Raw genomic sequence first — 26,781 nt, 5'->3', positions numbered from 1 at the left:
TTGAATTGATTAGGACTGGGATAAGCGCTACTAGCCCAGTAAGCTAGAAAGAGGAAATCTAAACTTTTATGACTATTTGACATGAGCAATAGTGTTATCGTCATCTCTGATCCCCAGTTCACCTCGGAAGTGATCGATGCATCCCAACCCGTGTTGGTTTATTTCTGGGCATCGTGGTGTGGCCCCTGTCGCTTAATGTCGCCAGCAATCGAGGCAGTTGCGACGCAATACAACGATCGGCTCAAAGTCGTCAAAATGGAAGTGGATCCGAATCCAGAAGCGGTTGCTCAATGTCAGGTCGAAGGGGTACCAGCGCTGCGTCTGTTTCAGCAAGGCAAAGTCATTGATGCCACCGAAGGACGTTCTGACACCGGAACTGCAAGCCCAACTCAAACAGCGCAAGCCCGAAATCCTTGCCTTTCTTACGGCCCAGTCCCGCCCTGCAGTTGATCTCGCGGCTGAAGCCGTCCTTGATCCAGCGATTTGTCCTTGCTCAACTTCAGATGCTGCCCTTGCCACTTCCCCTCAGCAGATCCTGCTTACTGGAGCCACCGGTTTTTTGGGAGCGTTTCTCCTTGCCGAACTGCTGCAACAAACCACCGCAACCATCTACTGCCTGATCCGGGCCGACTCCGAACACCAGGCCCAGCAGAAACTCCAGCAGCGCTTTGCTGACTTCCGCATCGAGCAACCGATTCAGTCCAGGATTGTGCCAATTTTGGCGGATTTGTCGCGGCCCCTGTTAGGACTAACACCCGAATTATTTCAAACGCTAGCCACGCAGATCGACGCCATTTATCATAACGGAGCCTGGGTCCATCACACACTGCCCTACACCCAGCTCAAAGCCACCAATGTATTAGGAACCCAAGAAATTCTACGGCTCGCCTGTGAGGGCAAACCCAAGCCACTGCATTTTATTTCCACGATTAGCGTTTTTGTCGCCACCCAACCAGGCGTACAGGTCATCTACGAGCACCATCCTCTCGATCCCAACGCCGTTCCTTCTGGAGGGTACGCTCAGAGCAAATGGGTAGCTGAGTCCCTGGTCAGAACTGCCCAAGCGCGAGGTTTACCCGTCTGCATCTACCGTCCCGGAGCGATTTCTGGACATAGCCAAACTGGTGTATTTAACCATAATGATTTCTTATACAAACTGATTCAAGGTTGCATTCAGCTTGGTCAAGTTCCAGCTACAGAAATAACGTTAAATCTCTTACCTGTTGATTATGTTAGTCGCGCTATCGTCTATCTATCTCAACAGCAAAACTCGATTGGTAAAGCCTTTCATCTTGTCCATCCCCAACCTATTTCCTCAATCCTGCTCTTTGATTTACTGCGATCTAGACACTATAACATTCAGTCAGTTCCCTACGACCAGTGGCGTCAGTCACTTCTCGATATCGCTCAACATTCCCCTGATCATCCCCTTTACTCGATTGTTCCCTTATTTTCCACCAGTCATACCCAATCCCAAGCAGAACGCGCCATGTCCCTCGAATTTGATTGCCAAAACACGAACCAAGCCCTGATTCACAGCCCTATCTCCTGTCCCCCCATCGATACCCATCTACTCACCACCTACCTCAATCATCTGATTCAGCAAAACCTGATTCTCGCCTCCCTCCTGCCAACTCCCTAGCTCCTTCCCGAACCATCATGGTCACTAACGATCGCTACACCCAATACGACACCTGGGCTTGGCTCTACAACCAGACGATGGGACCCCAGTATTCGGCCAACCAAATTCGCCCACTGGAAACCCTGCTGCTGCCCGCTCTTTCCGCCCACGCCCGCCTCCTCGACCTCTGCTGCGGCACCGGACAACTTGTGCAGGAACTGATGCAGCGGGGATACTCGGTGACTGGCTTGGACGGCTCCGAAGCCATGCTCGACTATGCCCATCAGAACGCTCCTCAGGCAGAATTTGTTCTAGCCGATGCCCGTCGCTTCCACTTGCCCGATCAATTCTGAGTAGGAGGTGTCCTGCGAAGGTCGGATGGGCTGCCGTGATCGGCTGCGAACAGTTTGCTGCCTCCTCATAGGCTAGACCTTCATAAAAAGCAAATAGAACTGAATATTGAAATTATGATTCCCAGACCTTCCCCCAAGAGAGGCTGCTGAGGGATGCACAAAGAACTACAAAAAGCTGCTGTAACAGTTTCTCAGACTTTCTCAGACTATCATCTCAGATCGCCTCTTGCCAGCTACTCGCTCACACACGAATTATTTTTGGTCAATATCATTCTACGCTCTTCCTGAGGATGTGACCAGTACGGGCAGAGAAGAACGATGCTCAGTCTGATTTGCTAGGCTAGCGCTGTTCCTGTGCCAACTGCACCAGCTGATCGACCAAAGCAGGAAATGAAATGCCGCTAGCTGCCCAAAGTTGGGGATACATGCTGGTTGCTGTAAAACCGGGCATCGTATTAATTTCGTTAAGCAAAATTTCTCCAGTCGCTTCGACATAAAAGAAATCTACACGAGCAATACCGGCACCATCAATCGCTTTGAATGCCTGTACTGCCATTTCTTGAATGCGGTTGATAACTTCAGCTGGTAGCATCGCCGGAATCTGCAAATCTGCTTTACCTGCTGTATATTTTGTTTCGTAATCGTAAAAATCGCTGTCAAAGATGATTTCACCTACCACAGAAGCTTTAGGTTGGTCGTTGCCCAACACGGCACATTCCACCTCACGGGCCATTACCCCTGCTTCTACGATTAGTCGTCGGTCGTAGCTCGCCGCGCTGTCTAGAGCTGCTTCCAATTCTGAACGGGTACGTGCTTTAGCAATACCTACGGATGAGCCGAGATTTGCCGGTTTGATAAAACAAGGATAGCCAAGGGCGGCTTCAATTTGGTCACAGAGCTTGGGGAACACACAGGGATTGGACCAAACTTCACTCCGATTGACGGCAAGGTACTTAACCTGGGGCAATCCAGCTTGGGCAAACGCTGTTTTCATAGCCAGTTTGTCCATACCAATCGCCGAGGCCAAAACACCGCAGCCCACGAATGGTACCTGCATCAGCTTCAGCAATCCCTGAATAGTGCCGTCTTCCCCATTGGGACCATGCAGAATGGGAAACCAGACATCGACCTGCGCCACCTCTGCCGGAAACATCCAAAGCGATGCATCTACCGCAGCCTTATCAGCCGGCACTCCAGATTCTAGGACCGTTTGCGCCAACTCTCCTGTTTGCCATAGCCCATTCTTTTGAATGTAGAAAGGAACTATCTCATAATTGCCTTGATTGGCAGCGTCCAGAAGTGCTTGAGTAATCGCTTGGGCAGAGCAAATTGAAACTTCGTGCTCGCCTGAACAGCCACCGAACAATACTCCAACGCGCAGTACCATACCTTTCTCCTCTGACCCAGCCTGATCGCAGATAGCGTATCATACCTTGTCTTTAAGTTTCGTGTCATTGAGAAGCGAAGTAAGCTCTACCCTCGTGGTGATGTCCCGGTTCTATACCAACGCTTAAAGTAGACGATTATGTTATTACAAATACAGTTTCGGAGGAACCGATATGGCATCTGAGCAAAAGCGAGGCCCCTTAGTCATTATTGGTGGTGCATCAGCACGCGATCACTGAGCAGGTGCCACGCCAGCCGAAGACCCCACACACCGCCGATGACCCCGACGATGAGCCTCCGGGTCGCGTCGCCCTCGCCCGTGAGCGCGCAGAACACCGCGGCCAGCCCCAGGCACCCCGACCATCCCACGTCCACCACGCCCGCGTCGCGCGTGCGCACCTGCACCGCCCAGAGGGCCGCGAAGATCGCCGCAGACGCCCCAAGAATCACCAGAAGTTGCACGCCGATCGTCAGCGTCATCGCGACCTCCCGGAGCACCGCCCCATGGCCGAACGCCAGCGCCCGTCCGTTCCCATCTCCCGTGGCCTGCTCGCCGCCATCGCCTCGTTCATGGTGCTGGGCCTCGTGCTGGTCGCCGCGATCGTCGCCGCCGGGCTCGAGAAGAACCTCACGCAGGGTGTGGCCTGGCTGGTCTCATCGATGTGGGGGGTCGCGATCATCGTGGACATCTACATCGCCTTCGCGTTCATCGCCCTGTTCATCGGCGTCGTGGAGCGATCCTGCGCTCGCGGGCTGGCCTGGGGCGTCGCGCTCTTCCTGACCGGCAGCCTCGCCGCCCTCGCCTGGCTCCTCTGGCGTGCCCGCTCACGCCGGACGCTTGCCGCCGTGCTCACGCCCGATCCACGCCCGCGGGGCTGACGATGCCCTGCCGCGTGGCGTCGCCCCAGTCGGGCCCCCACGTCAGCGCGGATCCTCCGCGTCCATGGGGCTTGGCCAGCAGCCACTGCGCCACACCCGTGCGCCTCGCACGCATCGCGCCCTCGCAGTACGCCAGGTAATAGTCCCACATCCGGATGAAGCGATCGTCGTATCCGAGCCGGCGCACCACGCCCAGGTTGGCGAGAAACGCGCCACGCCAGTCCGACAGGGTCCGGGCGTAGTGCTCCCCGAAGTGCTCGGCGTGCACGATCTCGAGATCCCCGTGCCGAGCGACGGCCCTCGTTAGTGCCTCGCTGCCGACGAGGCAGGACCCGGGGAAGATGTACTTCTTCAGGAAGTCGACCCTTCGAGACGCCGACGCGTACAGACGGTCGCGGATCGTGATCCCCTGGATCAGCGCCAGCCCGCGCGGGCTCAGCAGCGAAGAGCATTTGCCGACGAACGTCCCGAGGTACTCGCGACCCACGGCCTCGATCATCTCGATCGAAACCAGCTTGTCGTAGGTGCCCCCGAGGTCCCGGTAGTCCTGCCGGACCACCCGCACCCGCTCCGACAGCCCCGCCGCCTCCACGCGCCGCGTGGCCGCCTCGTACTGCTTGTCCGAGATCGTCGTCGTCGTCACGCGGCAGCCGTATCGCGACGCCGCGTGCACCGCCAGCGAGCCCCAACCGGTCCCGATCTCCAGCAGGTGATCGTCCGCGCACAGCCTCAGCTTCCGGCACGCGCGATCCATCTTCTCGACCTGCGCCGCCTCGAGCGACTCGGCCCCCGAGCGGTAGAACGCCGAGGAGTACACCATCCCGCGATCAAGGAACGTGGAGAAGAACTCGTTGGAGAGGTCGTAGTGCGCGACGATGTTGCGACGCGAGCCCGAGCGCGTGTTGCGCGCCAGCCAGTACGCCACGCGCGACGGCACACCCGTCAGCGCCGCCAACGCCTGCTATGCTGTTTACAAACAACAGCAACAAAACCCAGCCCACACACCAAGGATTGCCATTACGACTCGCAAATTCGTTGATCAAATCGAAATCAAAATTTGGGACAACGGCATTGGTATCGAATCCGATGCTCTAACTAAGGTATTCGACCCGTTCTTTACGACCAAAGCCAACGAAGGAACGGGATTGGGGCTTTCAATTACTTATGATGTGATTGTTAGCCAGCATCACGGCACGCTGAGTGTTAATTCTGAGCCGGGTAGTTTCACGGAATTCATCGTCACGCTGCCCCTATAATTCCGTAATTTTTCGAATGTTTATTGCTCAGAAGGAGTGTATAGCTAAACACGATGGAGTGGTAGGTTTGCCCCCTCGCCTCTTCGTGATTTGATTGGATAGTAAGCGAGCTGGTATGACACCTGCAAAAATCCTAGTTGTTGACGATGAGGTGGAGTTGGAGCGTTTGATTCGACAGCGCTTTCGCAAAAAGATCCAGGCTCAGGAGTTCGACTTTTTGTTTGCTGCCGATGGTGTAGAGGCACTGAGATGGCTACAATCCGGTAGCCAAGTGGATATGGTGCTCACCGACATCAACATGCCCAAAATGGATGGCCTCACTCTGTTGGGCCGCCTTGCCGAAATTGACAAAACGTTAAAAGCTGTTGTGATTTCGGCCTATGGAGACATTCCCAACATCCGCAAGGCGATGAACCAGGGAGCCTTCGACTTTCTCACCAAACCCATCGACTTCCAAGACCTCGAACTCACGATTCAGAAGACCCTGCAGTCAGTTCAAGCAATCCGAGCGCAGCAGCAGCAACTGCAGCAAGCCCAGCAAGCCCTGATGCGCGTTGCCTACTACGACCCTCTCACGGATTTACCCAACCGCAGTTGGTTCATTCAGCGCTTGGCGCAGCTGATCGAGCAGCCTCCCTCCAATCACCTCTATGCGGTGCTGTTTATTGACCTCGACCGCTTCAAGCTGATCAATGATAGTTTCGGTCATGTAATTGGTGATGCATTGCTCACGCAGGTGGCACAACGACTCCAACACTCCCTGAAATCATGCCCACAATCACCCGGTGTAGTCGCCCGTTTGGGGGGCGATGAGTTTGCAATTTTGCTGGAAGATGTAAAAGATACTACAGCAGTTATTGCAACTGTGCAGCAGATTCAAGCCCAACTAGAACGCCCCTTTCAGATCGAGGAGATGGAGATTTATTCCCAAGCTAGCATTGGGATTACGCTCAATTCTCTGGGTCTCAAACGCTATGACCGTCCAGAAGAGTTGCTGCGCGATGCCGATGTCGCCATGTACTGCGCTAAGGCTCAGGGCAAGGGCCGCTTTCAGGTCTTTGACCCTACCATGCAAATTCCTGCCAAATCAGCGCTGCTTGTTAAGGAAACTAGGTAATGCACCTCGCTTATTTTGTGCTGTTGTGTTCATTTGTCACCGATTTCTTGGTATATAACTGCTTTCACACCTTTTTCCTTTAGATTCATTCATTTTCTGTAGCAAATTTCGTTTGTGAAGATTAGCCATTTCCAGTTACTCTAGTTTACTCAAGTCGATTAGGACCAATCAGGCAAAGCAGAATAGCCAAGATTGTAAACATCCTGCGAAGTCTCTAGAGAAATCACAAAAACCCGTCTTTGCCTTTGCTAGACTGAACATCTTGCAGTAATCCTGTGAAGGAATACCTTAACTGATGCCAATTCAGGATCAGTTTCGGATTCTTTTTATAATCTTGCTGCATTTACTGCTAAATCTGTTTTCAGTCACACGAAAAGTTAGATTATGGCACGTTTTGATCGGGCAAAAAACACCATCAAGAGCGCTAGAGTCATCCGTAATCTCACTAGTAATTCACAAGTTTTTTCAGATTCGGTCGGCAGAGCAGATCCGGATGACCTCTATAAACTTCGACTCGCAGGCCGCAGTACGCTCAATCTCAGTACAAACGGAATTGGCAATCGCTCAAAGATGGCCTTTCAGTTGTTTTCTCTCAAAGGATTGCCCAAACAACTCCGAGCCATTAGTCGAACCCCATTCAGTAATCTCACTCGCCAGCAAATTAAAAAGCATATCAACATCTTGAATGCCCGCAGCAGTGGCCGCAGTCGTACCCTGTCCCTGCTACTTGATGGCGGTACCTATTTTGTACGGGTCTATCGCAGTCAAGGAGACAATCGCTATCGCCTGAATGCGTCTGTCAGTTCGGGTGCAATTCCCGCTCCGACTCCCTCCCCGACTCCTACACCGACGACTTCCTTTCCTAGCCCAACCTGGATTCGTCAATTCGGCGCTAGCAGTAATGACTATGCTTTTGGTACAGCGGTTGATGGTTCGGGTGATATCTACGTAGCTGGGGTCAGCACCGCCTCGGATGCGTTCAGCGGCAGTGGGTTTGTGACGAAATATAAGCAAGATGGTTCGTTGGAATGGCAGCGGGCTTTGTCTCTTTCCGGCACTACAGCTGTTGCGGATATTGCGGTTGACGCCACTGGAAATTACTACGTTGTAGGAGCCACAATCAACGGGTTTAATAGCGATGGCTTTGTTGTGAAATACAACAGTGCAGGCCAAGAGCAGTGGATCCGGGAAATCAAGAGTACATTGTTGGGTTTCAGCGCTGTTGATGCGGCGTCGAGTATTTTTCTGGACGGAAATGACATCTTTGTTACCGGCATTCGTCAAGCGGCACCGGCTCCGTTCAGTCAAGGGAATGCCTTCATTGCTAAATACAACAGTAACGGCAACCTTGTCAGCAGTTTTGGTCGTAACGGTATCGCCGAATTTCGGCAAACGAAAACCACTGCTGCATCGGGAATTACAGTCGCCAACAGCACGATTTACATCACGGGCATTACAGACGCCACGCTGAGTCTGGCGAGTAACAATGATGTGGATCTGACTGGCGGAGATGCCTTTGTTGCTGGATTTGATCGGGTTAGCGGCAATCTATTGTGGAATCAAACTTTAAGCAGCGGTGCAGAAACTGACTATGCTCGCGCCATTGCCGTCAACGGTTCTGAGCTGTACATCGTGGGTCAAACTGGAGGCACGCTGCCTTCGGGCAGTCTGGCTGCCAACACCTATGGAGGCGGCGAAGCTGATGGGTTTATTGCAAAATACATCCTCACCAACGGCAGTGGTTCTCTGCAATGGGTGAAGCAGGTGGGCGGCACAGGGCTAGACTCGGCCCAAGCTGTCGCGAATTTGGAGATTTCGTTATTGCGAATAATGATATGATGTGGGTTCTTTCTAGGTCCCTGTCGTGAGGGACGAATGCCGATGCCGTTACCCGATGTGGCTGGATTACCGAGATTATTCTTTTGGGAAAGTGCGTATCCAAGTTTGATGTTGTTGTTGTTACCTTCTAGCTTTAATCCGTCAATAACAATATAGGCTGCTCCCTGCACTTCAATCGCATTCCAGTTATTAGATTTTAGTTTAGGAACATGGCCCGGATAAGCCCTGTATGTGATCCAAGCATTTGCTGTTCCTGAGTTTCTAATATTCAGAACACTGTCAAAGGGATCTGCGTAGGTATACGTGCCATTCATTACATAAACTGTATCGCCGGGTTGAGTCAGATCGGCTGCTTTCTGTAGCGTTCGGAAGGGCGAATTTGAACTCAAACCCGTGTTGTTATCGTTCCCTTGTCCTGAGACGTAATATGATTTAGGCATGATTATGGTATATCTCTACAACAGTTCTATCCATTCTTCATGCAACAGGGAACTGATCAGGAATTGTGGAGACAAGCTATGACGCAAAACAGGCGATCTGAACTGCTCTAGCCATAATGACAGGCCCCTAATTTGTCAAATCTGGCGATGATATTTCCTCAACCTGATTGATGAAGTTTGTGATGATTGATGCTGCTTCTTTAGGATGCAACAAAAACCATTCGTGAAATCCTTCTGGTATCGTCACCAGCTTGGATTGCTGAATGCGTTCCAGTAGCTGATGGGCAACCGTAATTGGCGTTGTCAAATCCTGCTCTGTCCATAAAATTAGGCAGGGGGCTTGAATCAAGGAGAGTAAGGTCTTCAAGTCTTTCCGAATGACGAGATTGAAAGAATGAATCAGATGATGGGGGTTAAATAGAAGATTGTGGAGTAAGACCTGAGGAACGGTGATGAGTTGCAGCTTCAACTTACTAATTGAGAACTGCATCAGAATTTCAAGCACCCGTCGCACTAGCATTTCCCAGAGCGGATCAGCTGGCCTCACCGTGCTATTTGCCAAAACAAGGCTTCTAACTCTGTTAGGGGCAAGTGCTGCCATCATAATTGCAATGCCACCGCCCAATGAATGACCAATCACATGAGCCTTCTCAATGTTAAGAGCATCGAGCAGTAGCAACAGGGCCTTGGCATAACTCTGATAATCTTCTAGCGGCTGAGCGCTTTTCGAGTCGGCAGTTCCTGGCAAATCTGGTGCAATTAAAACATGGTGCTGAGCCAACTGATCCAAAATCTCTTGATAGGGTTCAGTTGAAACTCCCCAGCCGTGAATAAACAGCAGCGGAGTTGAGTCAAGCCCGTTCCCTCCGTGCTTGTACGAAATCAGATAGTCGCCTAAGTCAATTTGCCTGGATACCAACAAATATGGTTAGCCTCGACTTGAATCAATGCTGTGACCAAGCTAATTGCTTTTTCAGTCTTTGTCCAGTACCGTAGGATAGACTCCATGCTGTTCACAGACTTAATTGTCAGTTAGCTCAATCGTTATTCTGGTTGGCTGAATTTGCAGTTTAATTGCAATTTTGATTTCTTTTTTGATTTCTTTTTGGTTCAATCAATCACCTCACCCGATGGCCATCAAGTCTTCGATGGTTTCGTGAGCATCAGGAAAGACGGTGAATTCGTTAGACAAGAACTCGATCAGACCATCACGGCTCTTGATTCCGGGCTGGCCAGCTGCCGAGCTATGTCGAACAAAGTCAGGACTCACGACCTGAGCCAGCTTTTCCCAGTCTTGATGATTGACTGCCGCAACGAACTCTCGAATAATTCTTTTATTCTCCGAGATGTTCTCTGTGGTATTCTCTGTGACTTTCCTGCAAGCATCCAACTCCGAATACATTGCCAGCTAGACCAAAGCAGACATAGTTTATTGTACCTGTTTCACCATTAGAACGGCATCGCCTGAGTAGTGAATTAACGGATGTGGCACAATCGGCTCACGCGCAATTTCATGATAGCCCAGACGTTCGTACAGCCGCTTAGCACCTATATTCTGCTCAAAAACAATCAGGCTTGATTTAGTAAAGCCTTTGGCAACAGCGTCAACTTCTGCCTTCTGCATCAACTGAGTGCCAATGCCGCAATTTCGATAGGCTGGGAACAAGGCTATACCACAGATGTAATAACTATTGTCTGCTTCGAGCTTGCTGTAGGGTGCTAGTACCGGATCATCTTCTGGTTCTGCCATCTCATCGACAATCATGGGAAATGCAACTACCATTCCGACAATGGTTTCTACACCATGCTCGTTTAGAGTTGCCAAGGTACAGTTTTGATAACTGAACAGAGAATTTTCCCGTTCATAGCGTCGTTGTCCTACATCTAGGATGTCTTCACCGGGTTGAGCCAGTTTTGTCCAAATGTAATCAGCAACTCCATCCGACGAAATACTGTAGAGAGATGCGATGGTACGACAATCTGATTTTTGAGCAGGGCGAAATTGTATTTTCATATTAGTTGTCAGATTCATAGAATCATACTTCTCCTAAAGCATATGCTTAATAGCGTTCGTCAGAATGAGCAGTTATCCTTTTGATCGGATAGAGCCAACTTGCCAGGCCGCCATAGATACAGAATTCCACTAGTCCTGAGACAAACCATTTCATCACTAAAGATGCGGGTAACGGATACAATATATATTGATTCAAATTCACTAGAAATCCTGCAAGAACGGCAAAGAATAAACCATGAGCTATGCCTTCGCGCAATGTGCCGTGTTGAGCTGTATACGCATAGCTCCAAACAAACAGGAAAGCCAATCCAGCGGTTAAGAGAAGTGCTAATCCCATGTTGCGTTCAGCGGCAGGCCGAGCCACGTTCACTAGGGCAGCATTCGCATCCTGGAGAACCACAGCGTGAATTAGCCCATTCCAAAGCAGAGCAAAGATAAAAATGGCAACAGAGGTTACGATCAGTCGTGTGTAATTCATGGCTACTCCTAGCTTAGCTGCCCAGACGGGCTTAGCAGGTTGAAAGGCATCTCAGAAATCACAAAACTCGTAACTCAGGCTTGATCGGTACCGGATGGGCCAAGTTCCACAGGTTAGGAGATGCAGCCATCGTTGCTTCATACACTTGCTGAAACTGTTCCGGAGTTGCGTTTCCCTTGACGTTTAATTGCCAACTCAGATCTTGATAACCGGCTGAAATGGTTTCATCTAATCCAAAGAAGCCACGCAGATCAAGTTTCGCATCCAGCAGTCTCTTCGGATAGGTTCATCTATAGGTTCAGCTATAAGTTCACTCACAAGTTCAGCTTCTGGTCAACCCAATGGTGTAAATATTGAATCGAATCAGCAATCGGCAGTAACCCAGCACAGTCGTCCCCCACTCTCGACGGCCTATGTGGCACCGCGTAACGAAATCGAGCACACTGTTGCGGAGGCGATGCAGTCCCTGCTCGGTATCGAGACCATCGGCATCCACGATAATTTCTTTGAGTTGGGCGGCGATTCATTGATGGCGATTCAAGCCGTATCCCGTCTGCGAGAAACCTATCAGGTAGAGTTGCCGATGCGGGAGTTTTTGTTTGAGTCACCTACCGTGGCAGGCATCGCCAAGATTATTACGGACAATCAAGCCAAAGCAGATTCCTCTACCGACCTTCAGGCAATGGCGTACCTGTTGACGCAAATCGAACAGATGGATAGTGATGAGGTCAATGTGAGTTTAGAAAAAACTTAGAAAAACTTAGAAAAAACAAACTAATAGTATCGCTCATTCTTATAAACAAACAGTCGGTAATAGCTAAAGTAGATAGGAGAAACTCATGGAATTCAGTTTATTCTATTTTGACGGAGATGGGTCCAGTACACAAACCGATAAGTATCGGTTACTAATGGAAAGTGCCCAGTTTGCCGATCGCCACGGATTCACTGCCGTTTGGACTCCGGAACGCCACTTTCACACCTTTGGAGGACTTTATCCCAATCCAGCCATTACCAGCGCCGCGCTCGCCATGATTACGCAACGGGTGCGCCTGCGGGCCGGAAGTGTGGTGGTGCCCCTGCATGACCCAATCCGGATTGCCGAGGAATGGGCGATGGTTGACAATCTCTCGCACGGACGAGCAGAAATTGCCTTCGCTTCTGGGTGGACCGTCGCCGATTTTGTCCTATCGCGGGAACGGCATACCAACCGCAAAGCCGTTATGTGGCGTGACATTGATACAATTCAGCGGCTCTGGCGCGGTGAGTCGATTGAACGACAGGACAGTGCCGGTAAGACATTTACGATTCAAACCCTCCCCAAACCAATTCAGCCAGAGTTACCCATCTGGATTACCTGTCAATCGAATGAGACTTTCATTGAAGCAGGCAAACTAGGCGCGAATGTGCTAACGTCGCTGCTGGGTAGTACCTTGGACAGCCTTGCGCCTAAAATTCGGCTATACCGCGAGGCACGACAGCGACAGGGCCACGATCCACAGGCAGGGACAGTAGCGATGATGACACATACATTTCTGGGCGCAGATCTGGCTACAGTCAAATCACAAGTTAAGCAGCCATTTTGTGATTACTTAAAGAACCACTATGATCTACTAGAAAATTTAGCTAAAGGAATGGGATTAAATGTTAGTCTGAAAAACTTCTCTGAAGACGATATTGATAGTCTGCTGGAATTTGGTGTAGAAGGATTTATGAATGGCCGATCGCTGATTGGCACCCCAGAAAGCTGTCAGGAATTTGTCGAACAAGCTCGGCAAGTGGGCGTCGATGAGATTGCCTGTTTGATTGATTTTGTCCAAAACTCAGACTCTGTCATGGCAGGATTGCCTTATCTGAAACAGTTGATGCAGCGCTCCGGATCGCGAAAATTAGGCTCAACCCGATAGATCCGCAGCAAAAAATCCGCACTGTTCGTTTTGGACCCAAAGCCATTGTCAGCCATGAACCAGTACGTGTTCTGATCGGCGAACTGAACGGCACTAAATCCTTGAACGGGCTGACCCTGGTTAAATGGGCCGGTTCGACCGTTGGCAGACACAGCTTTACCCGCCGCAGGACCCGCTGCAAATGTGTCTGCGGGTAGGGACGCAAATCCTTTAAGTGTGGTATCTGTCATAACTTCTGTATAGAATGCTGCAACATGACAATTTGTTTGCGCTCACAGCATCCCACAGCAGCTTTAAGAGACAGCCCAGGTTGGTTTAGAAACCGTTAAACGATGGGTTAAGAGATTGGAGGCGATCACAGCACTGCTCTATGGCTGAATTGCCTGCACCTGCACTTGATCCATCACTTGATCCATGCAGCGCGTTAATCGCTTCAACGTTGCTGCCATCACCGCTGTGGTCTGACCAAAAATCGTAAATGCCAGTGCTTCTCGATAGACGCGCTGGGCCGGATGGTTAGCGTAATTAGCAGAGCCACGTGACACCGCTATAGCCGCATGGGCACACCGGACTGCTAAATCAATAGACCAAGCGCGTAGATCAAGCCGATGCATACCTGTATCGCCGATTGCCTGCGCCTGATACATGGCCAACCGACAGGTTTCCAATTCTTGTGCTAGGGCCATCAGCGTCTCAGTAATAACCGACTGAGCTGGAGCGGCTGCCAGGATATCTAACCCAGCTTGCGCGCATCCCAATGCAAAGAAACCGTGATGTAACACGTTACTGCGATCGCTTTGGTGAATCCAATCAGCGGGCTTCTGATCAAGTACTTGATCAACTGGTAAGAACCAGTTGGTCAATTGGGCAGTAACCGTATTAGTGGATGCCATTGCCGCCAACTGCAAGGGTTGACTCAGCGCGATCCGGCCACCGTTCATTGTTTCATCCCGTAGGGGCACCAAGCCAAACAGCGCCCGTCCATCAGGCAGCTCTGCACCGAGAATAAACTGCTCAAAACAGCCAAAGCCGGTAATCCAGGGTACATTCCCACTCACATAATATCCATTGCTGCTGGGTATGGCTTTCACTGCGGGTTCACCTGCTCGTCGCAGTTGGGAAAACCCCAAGCCAATCCGCTTTTGGCCCGTTGCCATGTAGGGTAAATACTTCTGCTTCAACGACTCATTGCTGCTTTGGGCCAATCTTGCTGCTGCGCTTTGATGCTGGGTTTGCAGAAAGGCGAGAGCACCCGAATATCGGGCCGTCAATTCTTGAAATGCACGAAAGGTGAGTTCATTGACTCCCGTTCCCTGCCACTCTGGTGCAACCCGTAAGGCGAGGAGCTGCTGCTCACCCAGTTCGCTGAATGCCTGCTGCAATGCCTGTGGATCCATGTCCAAGCGGGCAGCTGTTGGAGCTACGACGGTCTGCAAAAAAGCGGCAGCTCTGTCCAGTACAGACTGCTCCAACAGCAGTGGTTGATTCAAACAAGACGACATAAGCTTCTCTAAAATCACTGAGAAAACTGTAGCAAGTTGAGTTTTGAATTGAAGAATATGGCAAAAAGGACGGTTAAGGAACGCGCCGCTAGGGAATCCGGCAGAGTCTGCGCACCCCAGGGAGTGTTCAGGCTAAAATTGAGCGCCAGCAGATCTTGAGGGTTAACCAACAACGTTGCAGCATTGTTAGCTTCGGGAAGCACCACCAGCGAGCGTAAATCCAAGTCATACTCCAAGCGATGGCGTTGCCACAGGAGCAAATTGCTGGTACGGATTTGCAAATGCGATGTAGGCGAACCTGATGTAGAATCCGTCAGGGAAGAACGCGGCTTGGCTTCAGTTGAGGTGACAGATTGAAAAAACCGATCAAACTTTGTGGTTAGATCTTTAGCGTTGTAAAACGGAATCGTAATCACCAGATCCTGTTCAGTCGAGCGTTTTACCGTCCCGCCTAGCTGCTGCGCCTGTTCGGTGAGCCGGTCGAGCCAGAGATTGGCCGTTGCCCGACTCACCCCCGTGAGCTGCTGGCTAAGATGCACCTGCTGCACCAAGCTACCGTGATTGGCATCAGCAAAGCTAAGACCGACGTCATAGCGCACACAGCCCGAAAGAAACAGAAACGCCACTAGAATAAGCCAGAGCAATCGCAGTTTTATCAGCCAGTAAATCACGATGCGCGGCAAACTAGGGCGAGTCGCTGTTCGTTTCGCAGCTGACCGATGTAAACGCTGTAAACGCGCGGTACCCATAAGATCAATTCGTAGTTTGTAGTTCGTAATACATCATTCAAAACTCAAAACTTTACGCTCTACCCTTGCCGCGACGCCACCCCAAGCTGTTCAAACAACAGACTCGGTAGATAGGCTCGGCCACCAACCCATTCGGGCGTATCACCCAGATCGACTAGATGCTGAAAGGCTTCAAAAATGCTGCCTGCCACCATTGTGTTTTTGACGCGCCCAACAATTTCGCCGTTTTCCACCTTATAGCCCAGATCTAGATTGACGGAAAACTCGCCCGCCAGCTGATTCGACTGTCCGGCTCCCAGCACCTGATCCACAATCAGTCCTTCTTTGATGCCAGAAATCATTGCTGCGGTCGCAGTACTACCGGGAGCCATACACAGATTCACCGTCCCCGGACTGGGGCGGGATAACCCACCGCGAAAGCCGTTGCCGGTTGAAGCTAGCCCTGCTCGTGCGGCCCAGCGCCGGTCCCAGTAGAAACCCATTACCGTGCCATGCTCGATAAATGCCTTGCGGCTAGTCGGCGTACCCTCGTCATCAAAACTACAGGCGTTCACGCCTAGATTGGGGTCTTCAAACAGCGTCAGGCGAGGATCAAACAAGGTTTCTCCGACTTTTTCAGCCAGCGGCGAGGCTTTTTGCACCACCGATTGCCCTGATAGCACCGATGAAAACAGCCAGCCGAGGGTGATGGCAGCGGCTCTAGGCGTAAACAACACCGGAAAGGAGCCACTGCTGATCGTGGCACTTTGCTCAGCCCAGCGAAACTTTTGCAACACTCGATTGAGAATCTGGTCATAATCGGGCTGACGGTCTCGTGCCACATCCGAGCTGCCAGCCTGCAAGAAGTCTTCGCCCCGCACCCAGTTACCCGACAGGCTTGTACTGGTCGTATGGCTGGTGCGCTCAGCATAGACATCCTGGCTGGTGGCAATTCTGACCGTTCTTGAGGAGCATTAGGGTAAATATTTTTGTAGTACAGCTTGGACTCTGTGAAACTTGATAGGTTTGGCTAGAAAACCGGTTGAGCCAACGAATTTTGCCCTGGCTCGATCGACAATTCCATCGCTGCTAGTAAGAATTATGATCGGTATGTCTTTAAATTTTGAAACACGACGGATTTGAGCGCAGACTTCATACCCATTAATAATTGGCATCACTAAATCTAAAAAGACTAAGTCAGGTTTATGCTCAAGCAAAAGTGGCAATGACTGAAGTGGATCCTGAATATGAATGCAGCTATAGCCTAATTGGCTGAGAATTTCATACATTTTTTGTCCATCTTCTTCATGATCATCGACATAAGCAATTAGAGGCATCTTTGCTAATGAGTCTGAACTGAAGGAAGAACCAGAAAATGGCTGTGTCAACTGTGACAACAAAGGCGCCCGCGGTAGCGGTAGGTCTGCAATCTCTGCTAATTTGATCAGTCCTTGTTCAATATAGGGAATTAGTACTTTTGTCAAAGTTAATACGCTTTTGTTTGATTGAACCGCTATATCCCTTAATGTCTGCTGTCCGTTGAGCATAGCAGCAAGAGTTTGGTAGGTGTTTGGCAAAATCTGTTGTTGTAGCCCTTTCGCATCCCAAATTAAGGCAGCTTGATTAGGAGAGTAACCGGCCAATCCATTCTGCTGCCATGCTCGCCAGTCCTGTAATGCTTGTAAGCAAATTTCATCAGCTGGAATCCCACTCACGGTTGGCTGGAACTTTTCATCAGCATAGCTAAACTTCATCTGAAGCTTAGAGTAGGGAAAGCGTGCCCACTGCCGGTAAAGATCGAACAAGATTTCTCGAATCAGACCTCGAACAATCGAATTCATATCGTTTGGCGGAAGCTGATCTTGCATCAGTCGTGCCAATGCTTCATCTTTGCTCCAAAGGTTATCCTTTGTTACATCCTTTGGTGCAGGTGATATTAAGCCACATTGTAACAATTGTCTATAGCAGCAACGAACTGGATGCACTCCACCTGTTGCCCAAATCAAATACCCCTTCTCGAAATACAAGCTCCACATCTCTTGAAGCGATTGAAGTTGCAGATTCAATTGACCAGTGAACTTCTCGTGGTGACAAAATTGAAGTTGATTTTTCAAAGCATCGATACTTTCAACTGTAATAAATGCTGCATTTTTAAATTGCGTAAAGCTGAACGATTTTGGAATAATCATCGTATTGCATACTGCAAAAATTGAATATTTAATCTGTTATTTCATCTAAGAGTGTTCAATCGCATTTAGGCTTAGGATGCATTCATCACCTGCTCGATGTACAGATGATCCGCCGAGCTAACTTTAGTGCTCAAGCTAATAGCTTGAAATGCTTTTACACCGCCATTAGCAATCGGATTGAGCAAATCGGCTGAGTTTAATCGCTTGAGCTTTGGTTCAATAGGGTTTTAAGGTTTATTCCAGTAAACGATTAGTAATCATGAAATTAGATAAAAAACTTAACAAGCACTTTCACAGGGTAAAATTAATCAGTTCATCGACAAACTAGCAAAGCGTTGTTCAAGGTGAAGAATTAGTAAAGATACTGATTGTCATCCTAATTTAACGCGAGCTACGTAGTAGGTTCCAAGCCAAGTGCCGCTAATATCCATGGGCAATCGGGGCAATCACATCCCTTTCACCCTATCATCCCTACACCAGTTCACCCCACCTGACTTCGTTGCCTTCTTACTCAAACTGCGGCTGCCCCCCCAAACTTAAAGCTTAAAACTTCCCTTTCCCTTCCATCCAGGCTAGGCATTGCTGCATTTGCTGCCGCATTGTAGCTCGGTCGCTGTGGAAGCGGCGTCCGTGGCCGGGAAGCACCCATTCAAACGAGTAGTTGGCTAAGCGTTGCATGGAGTGCGTTAATTCAGTCCAGGAGTACCAGCAGGCACTGCGAAAGGCATAAAGATGATTCAACTGCGGGGACCAAGCCAAGTGATCGCCGGTAAACAGAAACGTTTGGTCGTAAAGCAGAACCGTGTGGCCTTTGGTGTGACCGGGCACCGGAATAATCAGCAAATCCGGAGCAAATTGAATTGGGTCTGAGCCAGTGAGTTTAATTTCAACATCGCGAGTGCTGCTGCTGATTTCATCCTGATGCAAAATCCGCTCGCAACCAAAATGCTGATGAAACTTCTGATGATCGGCCACGTCGTCGCGATGAGTGAGGTAGAGGTGGCGCACGCCTCCGAGCTGTTCCAAACGTTTGACCAGGGGTGGTGCAAACCGGGGGGAGTCAACCAGCACGTTACCTTCGGGGCGCTGAATCAGATAGCTCGCGGCTCCAAAAGACCGTTCGGCATGATAGCCACAGTGGTATACTCGCTCGGCCAACTGAATTGGTAGGCTGTCCTGGGCTTGTTTGATATCACTTGGTTTTTCGATCGTTCCAATCGATGCGGTTGGGCAGGATAGCAGCGCCTGCATTGCCCGTAGGCGTTCGGTTTGATTAGTTGGCTGATGATAAACCGCCGACTGATCGCCAATTTCGTAGAATACTTCTGGTGCCATCCAGCGGCAGGTATCGCAATCAATGCAGGTGGAATCGACGTAGAAATCGCCTTCCGTGTTTTCGGGACGGCGTTGTGTTAAGTGAGCCATGTCAATCTCGCTCCTACCCAAAATTCAGTTATTCTGTAGGATCTAACTCTATTGTGGAGAATCTTTCACGGATTGGGTGCTCTAACCTGCTCTAACCTCATGTCTACTCCAGTTCTGCACTTTCCCTAGATAGTCTATTTGGCTGAGTAAAAGGATCCGAAATCAGCATTTGGAATTAAAACTTGATTGTGCAGGGTGTCATTCTACCCACTAGCAACGAGACATTAATTGAGTCACCAAATTCACCTACAGAAAATCTGCGCCGATCGTCTATCTTTCGTTCCCAGCAGTTTTCGGTTTAGCCATACGCCTGATCAATTTCATCTGAATTTCAACGGATTAGTCGCCTGTAGCTGTGAAAGCAGGTGATGAACCTCTTGAGCAACTTCGCTGATTTCATGCTGCGTCGTGATGTTCCTTCCTTAAAGTCTGCTGGCAAATGGTCGGGAATTGGCTGCTTCCAGAAGATTCCGATTCGCATTCTGCTGACAGTTCCCAGCCTGATCCAGATCGTAGTGGTGGTGGCCTTGATCGGCTGGCTATCGTGGTGGCACGGGCAACAAACGGTGAATCGGTTGGCGGTGCAGCTCAATCGTGAATTATAAACCGACCGCTGCCGATATAGTCGGACTCAATCACAAATAGATCGCGTCCTCTACCGCCATAGAGCTGATCGACCTCATTCGTTGGAATGGGTCCTGAAGAAGAGAAAGCTTGGGGATTGCCGGTAGCGAGCAGATCATCGCCGTCTCCACCCAGCAACACATCATTGCCGTAGCCGCCAACTAGCAGATCATGACCGGACTGCCCTTCCATCCAATCTGCGCCATTGCCGCCGTACATATCGTCATTGCCAGCACCGCCCAATAAAACGTCATCCCCTGCTAATCCATCAAGTAAATCATCGTAGGGCGAGCCTTCAATCCAATCGTTAGCGGGTGTACCAATAAATACATAACCTGGAATGTGTGACATTGTTCCCACCTTGATTCGTAAAAACAGAGTTATTTGCATCCAATCGTTTGTAGCGGGATGCGGTTGGGGCGTCCTGAAGTAACGTTCACAAAGTCAGTTTTCTATCTGTGTCTTTTCTATCTGTGTCTACGGCTGATGAATTTAAGCTTCAGGATAGAAATCGGAGACAGGAGATGATTTCACCCAATTTCACCCGATCGGGTGATCGGTGGAATCATTAAAGCGGCCAACCTGCATGTCTGTTGTTTTAATTCGCTGAATACCCATTAGGACTAGGCCATGCACCAGTATGCGGGTCTCGACGACGCTGATCGATCGGATCGCGACGGCCCCAGGTGCTGTCATTTCTCAGTTGCGCCCCATGACAGGCCGCGCTATAGGATTCGCCAGGTTCCTGAATGCCATTGCAGTTATTCCAGGGGCGACTGGGTGCAGATGGGCGTGACGGAGCCGCACTTTGAACCGTAGTGGACTGCACTACAACGCGAGTTGGCACAACCGGCGGATTCAAAATGGCATTAGCCTTCGCCAATTGCTCGGAATGCCAGCTACAGTTCGCTGACACATGGGCTGCAAATTGGCCATACCGTCCGGAGTCGGCGATGAACTGAGCTACACTTTTGCTCGCCTTAGCAATGGCATCAAGCTGATCGCATAAGGGCAGATCGTCAAAGTTGGGCACGGCAGCCGCAGTAGGCTGAGCTACAGGAGACTGAGCCACAGATGGTTGAAGAGATGTAGGCTGGGCTGCTTTAGTTTGAGGAGTAGCTTGGACTACGGTAGATTGCTGAACAGCCTGAAGGTCAGATTTAATCGAGAAGTACTCATTCATTCCCCAGGTTCCGGCTACACCAGCCGCCACACCAGCCAACGCACCAATCACATAACCTAATTTCATTGCTATATTTCCTGAAACGTTGTGGATAATCGGTAGACAATACGAACACAAAACGATGAAGCAAAATTAGAGTGACGTTCAGGTTTTCTTTCGTTCTGTCTACTGATTCCAAAGGCAAATTGCCGATTTCAGGAAAATCACCGAGTTAGGATGTCGCTTTTTGAAGTGTCCCTGCAATTAGTAACTCACTTCCGAAGTCTGAACCGATCCCGACCCAACGTTGTTCGGTGCTTCAGGTTGCGAGGGAGCCGGATCACTGGGCTGGGCTTCTCCGGTGGTGGGTGGCTGTTCGGGTGCCGGCTGGGCGGGCGGCTGCTCCGGTACGGGGTCTGTCAACGAGATCACACCCTGGAAGCGATTAGGAAAGTTCTGACCCTGCCGTTGGAATTTTATGATGAAAATAATCCAGGCCGTGTCTCTGGACGTGTTGCCAGAGGTTTATCAAACCATACCTGGACCTATCCTGAAATTGCTGGGCAAATGATTCCTAAAATCATTCGCGTAATTGGGATTTTTGTGATGATTCTGCTGATTGAATGGCGGATCGCAATACTGTTTCTCTGTTCATTTATCTTCATTCTCAGCTTCACTTTGAAGAATCTGACTCGTTTGATGAAGAAGGAGGAAATCCTGGATAAGCACGAAGAGAATACGGAAAGTCGCACGTCGGAGATTATTACAAACATCAAAACCGTCAAGGCATTTGCTACCGAAGCTGCAGAACTAAACCACCAAAAACGCCGCATCCAGCGAGAGTTTACTTTCCTCAACTACGGCATCCACAAAGGTTATACCAAGCTGTTTTCCTGGCAGCGTTTGGTGATCGAGTCGTCGGTGTTTACGGTGCTGGCATTAACCCTATGGGCCACGGTGCGGGGGCAGATTTCCCTGGGGCATTTTGTCACGGTGCTGACAATTTCTAGCATGGCCTATGCCGAACTCGAACCCATTAGCCAGCTTGCCGAAGTGTTCGCCCGTCGCTATGCCTCGATGCAACGATTGCACGAATTCATGGAACTGCCCTCTGGCACCGATGCGGCCCTGCTGGAACAAGCCGAGGCATACCCCGCCGCCGTGCGGCAGTACCAGTTTACGGGTAAGGTGCATTTTGATCAGCTCAGCTTTGGCTACGACGCCGATCGCCCAGTGTTGCAGAACATTGACTTGCTGATTGAACCGAATCAAACCGTGGCTCTAGTAGGACGGTCCGGCTCAGGCAAGTCCACGCTGGTGAAACTGCTGTTCCGCTATTTTGATCCCAACGCCGGTCGAATTTTGATCGACGGTCAGGATATTCGACAGCTCGATATTACCGGCTACCGCAAACGGTTGGCGATTGTGCATCAGGAGGTGGATATCTTCAACGGAACGCTGCTTGATAACCTGGTTTACGGCAACCCGACAGCATCCATGACCGAAATTGAATCGGCTTGTGCGATTGCCCGGGTGGATGAATTTGTGCGGTTGTTACCCAAGGGGTACAAGACGATTGTCGGCGAGCGAGGGGTGCGTCTATCGGGTGGCCAGCGGCAGCGATTGGGAATTGCTCGCGCTCTGTTGATGAATCCTGATCTGCTAGTGTTTGATGAAGCCACTTCTAGCTTGGACTACGAGTCGGAGCGGACGATTCAACTTGCTATGCGTAGTATTCTGGGCACTCGTACCACCATCATCATTGCCCACCGACTCAGCACCGTGCGAGAAGCAGACAAAATTGTGGTGCTGGACCAAGGGCGGATTATCGAAGTTGGTAGCCACGACGAGTTGTTGAATCACGGTGGCATCTATCACCGTCTGCATACACTGCAGGAAACAGGTGAGTTGATTGCCTAGTTGATGGAAGCTGGTAACTAAAACGGCTTTTTTGAAAAAGAGCTACAAAAGCAGCAGATATTACAGATTGAATTTAGTAGGCTGTGAATCCGCTCTTTTGCTATTTATGCCAGATACAGCCAATATAGCCAGGGACACAACTTCTTGATATTTATGTCAAAGCTCAATGGCGACAAGGGGATACAGACTGCGCTCTCTTGATGCGGCAGCCGCCATTGGTGATGAAATTGGGGTTGAGATCTTGCGACAGGTGGCTGATCAAATCCGAGCCAAGCTGCAATCTGGTCCAGACACCTGATCTCAATCCAACTCATCTAGGCGATGCTTGTCGATAATCTGCTGAATCTCTGGCTTGTTTAGATAGTCCTCAATTGCTTCGTTCATTAGCGCATTGACTGAAATTTCTTTGACAGCAGCAATGATTTTGAGGAGCTTATCCACATCCTCAGACACATAGATCCTGACTTGGGGCTTACGTTTTGGCATAAGCCCTATTTTCTCTTATGCAAAATAACGGTGAAGGCGATTTGCATATATGGCTATAAGGCAATTGCCAGCAATTGATTCTTCTTGTATGATGCTTTCAGCTCAAAAAACGCCCAGCTCCTTTACGCTGTCTGGGTTAAATTCCTATGGAGTAGAACCATGATTACCCTCTCCGACGATGAAGTCGTCTTGATTCGCTCGCTGCTGACCACGCTGCGCAGCATCAAAGTCCGCGATATCGACAAAGCTTTGGTTATCTTGGCCAAACACGACCAAGGAGGAAACTGATGATTGTGCTTACCGACGAGCAGGCCGTGATTCTGCATCGTTTGCTCACCTGCATCCTGCTGAACGAGACCTATCGCCTCGCCGATGTGGAAGACGCGCTGGTTTGGCTGTCGCCGGAGAATCGCCAGATCCTCTGTCCGTTTGAGGCACTCTGGTCGAAGAACCTGGCAGAGGAAATTGTGCGGCAATTAAGGTTGGAGAATTAGAGGCTACAAATTGCTTGGGACAGGCTCCAACTAATTGCGCCTACCTATTGATTAACTCCAACTTGGGTCATCATGAGGAGAGATAGAAAGCCTGGAGGACAAACCAATGACGATAAGAGAACAGCTGATCAAAGAAATCGCCCAAGCCCCCGATTCACTAGTTGAGGAAATCCTTGACTTTTGCCTGTTTATCAAACAACGCTATCAGGCCAAAGCAACGACTCAGCAGGCCTCTGCTGAACCCCAAAGTAGTGGTATTCTCGATCTTTTAGAACGAGTCAAGCAGATTCAGGCTCAGATCCCTGCTGAAGAATGGGACAAGCTCCCCCATGATGGCTCCATCAATCATGACCACTATCTCTATGGTGCGCCCAAGGTCGAGGAATGAAAACCATCTTTGCAGATACTGGGTACTGGATTGCCCTACTCGATCCTCAAGACACGCTCCATTCAACTGCTGTTAGTCTAAGCATCACTTTAGCTCAAGAACAGTTTTGTACTACCGAAATGGTATTTACCGAAGTTCTGAATCATTTTGCCAAACGCGGTAATTTCTTCAGACAGGCAGCCGCCGCATTGATTCAGAGTGCTCAGGAAAATTCTGCGATTGAGATTGTTGCTCAAACTCCTGATCTGTTTCAACAAGCTCTCAAGCTCTATATCCAACGTCCTGATCAAGCCTGGAGCCATACAGACTGCGCCTCGTTCTGCTTTATGCAGCAGAAAAAGATTTTAGAAGCTCTGGCATATGACAAACATTTAGTAGAATCTAGACCATCTCTGACAAAACGCTTTTTCACCCGTTTGACAAAAGCAGGCTTGACATCAAATGTCTCTCCAATCGCTTTGTCCGTCCAACGTCTACCACGGTTGTTGATATCTGATCTGAGCAGAACACGAGCAATCTTAATTTCGGACGCGGAAGTACTATCATCTCGGATAATTTTTCGCAATATTTGTCGCTCGTTAGCCGAGAGAGAAACTATGAATTTACCTTTCATTGGCTATCACAGTAGTTTAGTAGTGGTACCAGGTGTATGAATCGCATCAAACTGCTTTCCGAACGACAGTGCTTGCGATCTACTTATGTGAACACGATCTACTTATGTGAACAATATCTGGCAGAACTCAAGCTGACAGCGAGCTAATTGTCGGACCACCTTCAATCCGTAACTTCGAAATGCACAGACCTGAAAGATACGCCCTAGGTGTAGGGAATTAATCAAAAATTGGTCATTTAGGGAACAGCTTATTCAACAGATTTACGCAAAGTCCAGCGGCTTTACACAAATTTTATATAAAACCATCCTTAGATTCACACACCGCTTTGAGTTAGTTCCCTGATTTATCATGCCTACAAAGTAAAGTTTACAGTAATTTAATTAGCAACTTGCTGTTGATGGCCTGACGAACCCCTGTCTAAATGTAATAAGGTTTACCCTGAACTTATACTTTCCGTATGACTATGAAATCTCGATAAATTTTGTACATGCTCCTACGTACAATCTGGGTTTGTATGGCAACTTGATACGTAAGAATCCCATTATCCATGAGAAAACGCTTCAGGGAGCGTGCATCAACTTTTGGATTGCATAGAAAGGTTAGACGTTTCACTGTTCAAGTTTGAAGGCAGTGAAGTGCTAGTTTTCTTGTGACATTAAACCAGATACCGAGGTTGATTCCTCTGAGAACGAATTTTATATACAAGGGTGATCATCCGCTTTTCAGGGTCTTCTGCAAGCTGTCTTGCTGCGATCGCTGATTTTTTGGAGCACTCTTTATGACGGTTTTAACATCTGTTGATCCACAATCCCCCACCGATTCAAATTCGCCTCCAAGTTCCAGTGCATCAGAAACTCAGCCCCAGAGTAATTCCACCACTAACACGGCTGCAACCACAACTGCGGTCCATTCTAATTCGACTGGTCCTAGCACCGCTGTAGGTTCAGCTCAAACAAACGAATTTTCTGCTCCCGCCCCCGCAGCAGATTCCACTTTGTCCTCTCAGCTAAATTCGCCGCCTGTGAGTTCTAATACATCAATCGATCCCTCAACAACGAGTACTGTTGCTCCGAGCACCACGTCTACAACCTCTGCAACTACGGCTGCTACAACTACGGCTGCACCCACTGTCGTCGCAACCGACGCAACCACAGCTACTGTAACAACTGCCAGTGCACCAACTGCCACTACACCAACTGCCAGTACAGCTACCTCTACTGCCACTGCTAGTTCTGGTTCCACCAGTTCCAGTTCTGCTAGTTCTGCTAGTTCTAGCGCTGCCAATTCTGATCCCATCAGTTCTAGTTCGAACAGCGTCGAGGTTGTCACACCAACAGGAAGTTCCATTGGAAGTACACCAGCCGCCAGTGTAGGTGCTTTTTGTGATCCTAAGTATTTATGAGCGAGAAGCTATTTCTTCCGGTCCTGCTCGGTACGAACCGAAGGGATCGGAAGAGTGAACACGTCGCAAAATGGGTTCTAACGAAGATCGAGGAACGGGAGGATCTCGAATCTGTCTATTTCGACGTTCGTGATTTTGAACTGCCCGGCGATCATTATGGCACGGAGGTGGGGCATCATTTCCCTGAGTGGCGTGAGGCCGTGATACGTGCAGATGGAATTGTGATTGTCGCACCGGAATATAATCACGGTTACCCCGGAGTGCTCAAAAGTGTTCTTGATCTGCTGCTGAAGGAATACATACATAAGGCGGTTGCTCTCGTTGGCGTTTCGGCCGGGCCATTTGGGGGAACGCGGGTCATAGAATCTTTGCTGCCTGTAGTAAGGGAACTTGGCCTTGCGGTTACTTTTACTGATCTGCATTTTCCGCGTGTCGGCAAGCTCTTTGACGAGCAAGGAAATATCCTGGACGACGCTTATCACAAGCGGGCGGAACGGTTCCTGAATGAATTGGTTTGGATGGCTAAATCTCTTCGCTGGGGCCGGGAAAATCTCGGATAG

General features: G+C 49.7%; 34 protein-coding genes. 17 read left to right on the top strand and 17 right to left on the bottom strand.

Annotation, left to right across the window (positions count from 1 at the left end; all coding sequences use genetic code 11):
* The first annotated feature begins 81 nt into the window (after nt 1-81).
* From JVX88_RS27830 to JVX88_RS27825, 3 genes are read left to right on the top strand one after another with little or no spacing between them, the layout of a single operon-like run.
* The gene (locus JVX88_RS27830; RefSeq protein ID WP_225931192.1) at nt 82-450 is read left to right on the top strand and encodes a thioredoxin family protein; all 369 of its coding nucleotides are present in this window, start codon (nt 82-84) and stop codon (nt 448-450) included.
* Entirely contained in the window at nt 347-1,642 is a 1,296-nt protein-coding gene (locus JVX88_RS39220) for a thioester reductase domain-containing protein (protein WP_225931191.1), read from the top strand. Before JVX88_RS27830 ends, JVX88_RS39220 begins: the two co-directional genes overlap by 104 nt.
* Before the next feature lie 17 nt (nt 1,643-1,659).
* Nucleotides 1,660-1,974, top strand: coding sequence for a class I SAM-dependent methyltransferase (locus JVX88_RS27825; RefSeq protein WP_211621811.1), 315 nt, complete (start codon nt 1,660-1,662; stop codon nt 1,972-1,974).
* A gap of 340 nt (nt 1,975-2,314) precedes the next feature.
* On the opposite strand, the gene JVX88_RS27820 is transcribed toward JVX88_RS27825, so the two are convergent.
* Nucleotides 2,315-3,361, bottom strand: coding sequence for a D-alanine--D-alanine ligase family protein (locus tag JVX88_RS27820; RefSeq protein WP_211621810.1), 1,047 nt, complete (start codon nt 3,359-3,361; stop codon nt 2,315-2,317).
* A gap of 206 nt (nt 3,362-3,567) precedes the next feature.
* The gene (locus JVX88_RS27815) at nt 3,568-3,840 is read right to left on the bottom strand and encodes a DUF1295 domain-containing protein (protein WP_211621809.1); all 273 of its coding nucleotides are present in this window, start codon (nt 3,838-3,840) and stop codon (nt 3,568-3,570) included.
* A gap of 24 nt (nt 3,841-3,864) precedes the next feature.
* Here JVX88_RS27815 and JVX88_RS27810 point away from each other — a divergent pair, with 24 nt between their 5' ends.
* Nucleotides 3,865-4,239 carry a hypothetical protein gene (locus tag JVX88_RS27810; protein WP_211621808.1) on the top strand — a complete coding sequence of 125 codons (375 nt, stop codon included), beginning with the start codon at nt 3,865-3,867 and terminating at the stop codon, nt 4,237-4,239.
* Here the strand turns inward: JVX88_RS27810 and JVX88_RS27805 are convergent.
* Nucleotides 4,211-5,164 (bottom strand): SAM-dependent methyltransferase, encoded by a 954-nt coding sequence (locus tag JVX88_RS27805; protein WP_211621807.1) that lies wholly within the window; start codon nt 5,162-5,164, stop codon nt 4,211-4,213. The genes JVX88_RS27810 and JVX88_RS27805 overlap by 29 nt on opposite strands.
* Here JVX88_RS27805 and JVX88_RS27800 point away from each other — a divergent pair.
* The 3 genes from JVX88_RS27800 (at nt 5,115) to JVX88_RS27790 (ending at nt 8,451) form a co-directional block, all read left to right on the top strand.
* The gene (locus tag JVX88_RS27800; protein WP_211621806.1) at nt 5,115-5,495 is read left to right on the top strand and encodes a sensor histidine kinase; all 381 of its coding nucleotides are present in this window, start codon (nt 5,115-5,117) and stop codon (nt 5,493-5,495) included. The genes JVX88_RS27805 and JVX88_RS27800 overlap by 50 nt on opposite strands.
* A 115-nt stretch (nt 5,496-5,610) precedes the next feature.
* Complete coding sequence (locus tag JVX88_RS27795) at nt 5,611-6,612, top strand: diguanylate cyclase domain-containing protein (RefSeq protein WP_211621805.1); 1,002 nt, start codon at nt 5,611-5,613, stop codon at nt 6,610-6,612.
* Nucleotides 6,613-6,996: 384 nt separating this feature from the next.
* On the top strand, nt 6,997-8,451 hold the full coding sequence (locus JVX88_RS27790) for an SBBP repeat-containing protein (protein ID WP_211621804.1): 1,455 nt from the start codon (nt 6,997-6,999) through the stop codon (nt 8,449-8,451).
* 567 nt (nt 8,452-9,018) lie between these two features.
* Here the strand turns inward: JVX88_RS27790 and JVX88_RS27785 are convergent.
* From JVX88_RS27785 to JVX88_RS27770, 4 genes are all read right to left on the bottom strand, one after another.
* Nucleotides 9,019-9,813 carry an alpha/beta fold hydrolase gene (locus tag JVX88_RS27785; RefSeq protein WP_211621803.1) on the bottom strand — a complete coding sequence of 265 codons (795 nt, stop codon included), beginning with the start codon at nt 9,811-9,813 and terminating at the stop codon, nt 9,019-9,021.
* Between the two features lie 201 nt (nt 9,814-10,014).
* Nucleotides 10,015-10,293, bottom strand: coding sequence for an ester cyclase (locus JVX88_RS27780; RefSeq protein ID WP_211621802.1), 279 nt, complete (start codon nt 10,291-10,293; stop codon nt 10,015-10,017).
* Between the two features lie 27 nt (nt 10,294-10,320).
* The gene (locus tag JVX88_RS27775) at nt 10,321-10,923 is read right to left on the bottom strand and encodes a GNAT family N-acetyltransferase (protein WP_211621801.1); all 603 of its coding nucleotides are present in this window, start codon (nt 10,921-10,923) and stop codon (nt 10,321-10,323) included.
* A 28-nt stretch (nt 10,924-10,951) separates the two neighbouring features.
* The gene (locus JVX88_RS27770; RefSeq protein WP_211621800.1) at nt 10,952-11,383 is read right to left on the bottom strand and encodes a hypothetical protein; all 432 of its coding nucleotides are present in this window, start codon (nt 11,381-11,383) and stop codon (nt 10,952-10,954) included.
* A gap of 415 nt (nt 11,384-11,798) precedes the next feature.
* On the opposite strand from JVX88_RS27770, the gene JVX88_RS27765 reads away from it, so the two are divergent.
* Together JVX88_RS27765 and JVX88_RS27760 are read left to right on the top strand one after the other, a co-directional pair.
* Nucleotides 11,799-12,137, top strand: coding sequence for a phosphopantetheine-binding protein (locus tag JVX88_RS27765; RefSeq protein ID WP_211621799.1), 339 nt, complete (start codon nt 11,799-11,801; stop codon nt 12,135-12,137).
* An 85-nt stretch (nt 12,138-12,222) separates the two neighbouring features.
* Nucleotides 12,223-13,287, top strand: coding sequence for an LLM class flavin-dependent oxidoreductase (locus tag JVX88_RS27760; protein ID WP_211621798.1), 1,065 nt, complete (start codon nt 12,223-12,225; stop codon nt 13,285-13,287).
* 368 nt (nt 13,288-13,655) lie between these two features.
* On the opposite strand, the gene JVX88_RS27755 is transcribed toward JVX88_RS27760, so the two are convergent.
* The 5 genes from JVX88_RS27755 to JVX88_RS27735 all read right to left on the bottom strand — a co-directional run bounded on the left by JVX88_RS27755 (nt 13,656) and on the right by JVX88_RS27735 (nt 19,131).
* Nucleotides 13,656-14,789: an acyl-CoA dehydrogenase family protein gene (locus JVX88_RS27755; protein WP_211621797.1), complete on the bottom strand. Its 1,134-nt coding sequence runs from the start codon at nt 14,787-14,789 to the stop codon at nt 13,656-13,658.
* A gap of 14 nt (nt 14,790-14,803) precedes the next feature.
* Complete coding sequence (locus tag JVX88_RS27750; protein WP_211621796.1) at nt 14,804-15,538, bottom strand: DUF3153 domain-containing protein; 735 nt, start codon at nt 15,536-15,538, stop codon at nt 14,804-14,806.
* Between the two features lie 59 nt (nt 15,539-15,597).
* Nucleotides 15,598-16,398, bottom strand: coding sequence for a TldD/PmbA family protein (locus JVX88_RS27745; protein WP_263975278.1), 801 nt, complete (start codon nt 16,396-16,398; stop codon nt 15,598-15,600).
* A gap of 93 nt (nt 16,399-16,491) precedes the next feature.
* The gene (locus tag JVX88_RS27740) at nt 16,492-17,706 is read right to left on the bottom strand and encodes a response regulator (RefSeq protein WP_211621795.1); all 1,215 of its coding nucleotides are present in this window, start codon (nt 17,704-17,706) and stop codon (nt 16,492-16,494) included.
* Nucleotides 17,707-18,249: 543 nt separating this feature from the next.
* On the bottom strand, nt 18,250-19,131 hold the full coding sequence (locus JVX88_RS27735; protein ID WP_211621794.1) for an MBL fold metallo-hydrolase: 882 nt from the start codon (nt 19,129-19,131) through the stop codon (nt 18,250-18,252).
* A gap of 368 nt (nt 19,132-19,499) precedes the next feature.
* Between JVX88_RS27735 and JVX88_RS27730 the strand changes: the two genes are divergently transcribed.
* Complete coding sequence (locus JVX88_RS27730; protein ID WP_211621793.1) at nt 19,500-19,736, top strand: hypothetical protein; 237 nt, start codon at nt 19,500-19,502, stop codon at nt 19,734-19,736.
* On the opposite strand, the gene JVX88_RS27725 is transcribed toward JVX88_RS27730, so the two are convergent.
* The 3 genes from JVX88_RS27725 to JVX88_RS39205 all read right to left on the bottom strand — a co-directional run bounded on the left by JVX88_RS27725 (nt 19,720) and on the right by JVX88_RS39205 (nt 21,340).
* Entirely contained in the window at nt 19,720-20,106 is a 387-nt protein-coding gene (locus JVX88_RS27725) for a calcium-binding protein (protein WP_211621792.1), read from the bottom strand. The genes JVX88_RS27730 and JVX88_RS27725 overlap by 17 nt on opposite strands.
* Nucleotides 20,107-20,353: 247 nt before the next feature.
* Entirely contained in the window at nt 20,354-21,004 is a 651-nt protein-coding gene (locus JVX88_RS27720) for a hypothetical protein (RefSeq protein WP_211621791.1), read from the bottom strand.
* 177 nt (nt 21,005-21,181) lie between these two features.
* A complete protein-coding gene (locus tag JVX88_RS39205; RefSeq protein WP_225931867.1) occupies nt 21,182-21,340 on the bottom strand; it encodes a hypothetical protein in 159 nt (52 codons plus the stop codon).
* Between JVX88_RS39205 and JVX88_RS27715 the strand changes: the two genes are divergently transcribed.
* Together JVX88_RS27715 and JVX88_RS41175 are read left to right on the top strand one after the other, a co-directional pair.
* Nucleotides 21,266-22,837: an ABC transporter ATP-binding protein gene (locus tag JVX88_RS27715; protein WP_410503803.1), complete on the top strand. Its 1,572-nt coding sequence runs from the start codon at nt 21,266-21,268 to the stop codon at nt 22,835-22,837. The genes JVX88_RS39205 and JVX88_RS27715 overlap by 75 nt on opposite strands.
* Nucleotides 22,838-23,003: 166 nt before the next feature.
* Complete coding sequence (locus JVX88_RS41175) at nt 23,004-23,135, top strand: hypothetical protein (protein WP_263975277.1); 132 nt, start codon at nt 23,004-23,006, stop codon at nt 23,133-23,135.
* A gap of 2 nt (nt 23,136-23,137) precedes the next feature.
* Here the strand turns inward: JVX88_RS41175 and JVX88_RS27710 are convergent, their stop codons facing one another.
* Nucleotides 23,138-23,323 (bottom strand): hypothetical protein, encoded by a 186-nt coding sequence (locus JVX88_RS27710; RefSeq protein WP_035999744.1) that lies wholly within the window; start codon nt 23,321-23,323, stop codon nt 23,138-23,140.
* Between the two features lie 159 nt (nt 23,324-23,482).
* On the opposite strand from JVX88_RS27710, the gene JVX88_RS41170 reads away from it, so the two are divergent.
* The 4 genes from JVX88_RS41170 to JVX88_RS41165 all read left to right on the top strand — a co-directional run bounded on the left by JVX88_RS41170 (nt 23,483) and on the right by JVX88_RS41165 (nt 24,858).
* Entirely contained in the window at nt 23,483-23,611 is a 129-nt protein-coding gene (locus tag JVX88_RS41170; protein WP_263975276.1) for a hypothetical protein, read from the top strand.
* Nucleotides 23,611-23,817 (top strand): hypothetical protein, encoded by a 207-nt coding sequence (locus tag JVX88_RS27705; protein ID WP_211621789.1) that lies wholly within the window; start codon nt 23,611-23,613, stop codon nt 23,815-23,817. The genes JVX88_RS41170 and JVX88_RS27705 overlap by 1 nt, the downstream gene beginning before the upstream one ends.
* A gap of 106 nt (nt 23,818-23,923) precedes the next feature.
* Entirely contained in the window at nt 23,924-24,205 is a 282-nt protein-coding gene (locus tag JVX88_RS27700) for a hypothetical protein (protein ID WP_211621788.1), read from the top strand.
* A complete protein-coding gene (locus tag JVX88_RS41165) occupies nt 24,202-24,858 on the top strand; it encodes a type II toxin-antitoxin system VapC family toxin (RefSeq protein ID WP_263975275.1) in 657 nt (218 codons plus the stop codon). The genes JVX88_RS27700 and JVX88_RS41165 overlap by 4 nt, the downstream gene beginning before the upstream one ends.
* Nucleotides 24,859-25,821: 963 nt before the next feature.
* Here JVX88_RS41165 and JVX88_RS27690 read toward each other — a convergent pair.
* Nucleotides 25,822-26,166, bottom strand: coding sequence for a hypothetical protein (locus JVX88_RS27690; protein WP_211621786.1), 345 nt, complete (start codon nt 26,164-26,166; stop codon nt 25,822-25,824).
* Nucleotides 26,167-26,217: 51 nt separating this feature from the next.
* Between JVX88_RS27690 and JVX88_RS27685 the strand changes: the two genes are divergently transcribed.
* The gene (locus JVX88_RS27685) at nt 26,218-26,781 is read left to right on the top strand and encodes an NADPH-dependent FMN reductase (protein ID WP_211621785.1); all 564 of its coding nucleotides are present in this window, start codon (nt 26,218-26,220) and stop codon (nt 26,779-26,781) included.

It is taken from the genome of Leptolyngbya sp. 7M, from assembly GCF_018128485.1.
The sequence above is the reverse complement of the archived record's forward strand: the minus strand, read 5'-3'. Positions and strand labels throughout refer to the sequence as shown.

Excerpts from the sequence above, each read along its gene's own strand:
- JVX88_RS27810 (WP_211621808.1), top strand. The coding sequence starts at position 3,865 with ATGGCCGAACGCCAGCGCCCGTCCGTTCCCATCTCCCGTGGCCTGCTC.
- JVX88_RS27795 (WP_211621805.1), top strand. The coding sequence starts at position 5,611 with ATGACACCTGCAAAAATCCTAGTTGTTGACGATGAGGTGGAGTTGGAG.
- JVX88_RS27830 (WP_225931192.1), top strand. The coding sequence starts at position 82 with ATGAGCAATAGTGTTATCGTCATCTCTGATCCCCAGTTCACCTCGGAA.
- JVX88_RS27725 (WP_211621792.1), bottom strand. The coding sequence starts at position 20,106 with ATGTCACACATTCCAGGTTATGTATTTATTGGTACACCCGCTAACGAT.
- JVX88_RS27755 (WP_211621797.1), bottom strand. The coding sequence starts at position 14,789 with ATGTCGTCTTGTTTGAATCAACCACTGCTGTTGGAGCAGTCTGTACTG.
- JVX88_RS27735 (WP_211621794.1), bottom strand. The coding sequence starts at position 19,131 with ATGGCTCACTTAACACAACGCCGTCCCGAAAACACGGAAGGCGATTTC.
- JVX88_RS27780 (WP_211621802.1), bottom strand. The coding sequence starts at position 10,293 with ATGTATTCGGAGTTGGATGCTTGCAGGAAAGTCACAGAGAATACCACA.
- JVX88_RS41170 (WP_263975276.1), top strand. The coding sequence starts at position 23,483 with ATGATTACCCTCTCCGACGATGAAGTCGTCTTGATTCGCTCGCTGCTG.
- JVX88_RS27800 (WP_211621806.1), top strand. The coding sequence starts at position 5,115 with ATGTTGCGACGCGAGCCCGAGCGCGTGTTGCGCGCCAGCCAGTACGCC.
- JVX88_RS27820 (WP_211621810.1), bottom strand. The coding sequence starts at position 3,361 with ATGGTACTGCGCGTTGGAGTATTGTTCGGTGGCTGTTCAGGCGAGCAC.
- JVX88_RS27790 (WP_211621804.1), top strand. The coding sequence starts at position 6,997 with ATGGCACGTTTTGATCGGGCAAAAAACACCATCAAGAGCGCTAGAGTC.
- JVX88_RS27685 (WP_211621785.1), top strand. The coding sequence starts at position 26,218 with ATGAGCGAGAAGCTATTTCTTCCGGTCCTGCTCGGTACGAACCGAAGG.
- JVX88_RS41175 (WP_263975277.1), top strand. The coding sequence starts at position 23,004 with ATGGCGACAAGGGGATACAGACTGCGCTCTCTTGATGCGGCAGCCGCC.
- JVX88_RS27700 (WP_211621788.1), top strand. The coding sequence starts at position 23,924 with ATGACGATAAGAGAACAGCTGATCAAAGAAATCGCCCAAGCCCCCGAT.
- JVX88_RS27750 (WP_211621796.1), bottom strand. The coding sequence starts at position 15,538 with ATGGGTACCGCGCGTTTACAGCGTTTACATCGGTCAGCTGCGAAACGA.
- JVX88_RS27815 (WP_211621809.1), bottom strand. The coding sequence starts at position 3,840 with ATGACGCTGACGATCGGCGTGCAACTTCTGGTGATTCTTGGGGCGTCT.
- JVX88_RS27705 (WP_211621789.1), top strand. The coding sequence starts at position 23,611 with ATGATTGTGCTTACCGACGAGCAGGCCGTGATTCTGCATCGTTTGCTC.
- JVX88_RS27730 (WP_211621793.1), top strand. The coding sequence starts at position 19,500 with ATGAACCTCTTGAGCAACTTCGCTGATTTCATGCTGCGTCGTGATGTT.
- JVX88_RS39220 (WP_225931191.1), top strand. The coding sequence starts at position 347 with ATGCCACCGAAGGACGTTCTGACACCGGAACTGCAAGCCCAACTCAAA.
- JVX88_RS27775 (WP_211621801.1), bottom strand. The coding sequence starts at position 10,923 with ATGAATCTGACAACTAATATGAAAATACAATTTCGCCCTGCTCAAAAA.
- JVX88_RS27710 (WP_035999744.1), bottom strand. The coding sequence starts at position 23,323 with ATGCCAAAACGTAAGCCCCAAGTCAGGATCTATGTGTCTGAGGATGTG.
- JVX88_RS27760 (WP_211621798.1), top strand. The coding sequence starts at position 12,223 with ATGGAATTCAGTTTATTCTATTTTGACGGAGATGGGTCCAGTACACAA.
- JVX88_RS27825 (WP_211621811.1), top strand. The coding sequence starts at position 1,660 with ATGGTCACTAACGATCGCTACACCCAATACGACACCTGGGCTTGGCTC.
- JVX88_RS27770 (WP_211621800.1), bottom strand. The coding sequence starts at position 11,383 with ATGAATTACACACGACTGATCGTAACCTCTGTTGCCATTTTTATCTTT.
- JVX88_RS27740 (WP_211621795.1), bottom strand. The coding sequence starts at position 17,706 with ATGATTATTCCAAAATCGTTCAGCTTTACGCAATTTAAAAATGCAGCA.
- JVX88_RS27720 (WP_211621791.1), bottom strand. The coding sequence starts at position 21,004 with ATGAAATTAGGTTATGTGATTGGTGCGTTGGCTGGTGTGGCGGCTGGT.
- JVX88_RS41165 (WP_263975275.1), top strand. The coding sequence starts at position 24,202 with ATGAAAACCATCTTTGCAGATACTGGGTACTGGATTGCCCTACTCGAT.
- JVX88_RS27690 (WP_211621786.1), bottom strand. The coding sequence starts at position 26,166 with ATGGAACTTCCTGTTGGTGTGACAACCTCGACGCTGTTCGAACTAGAA.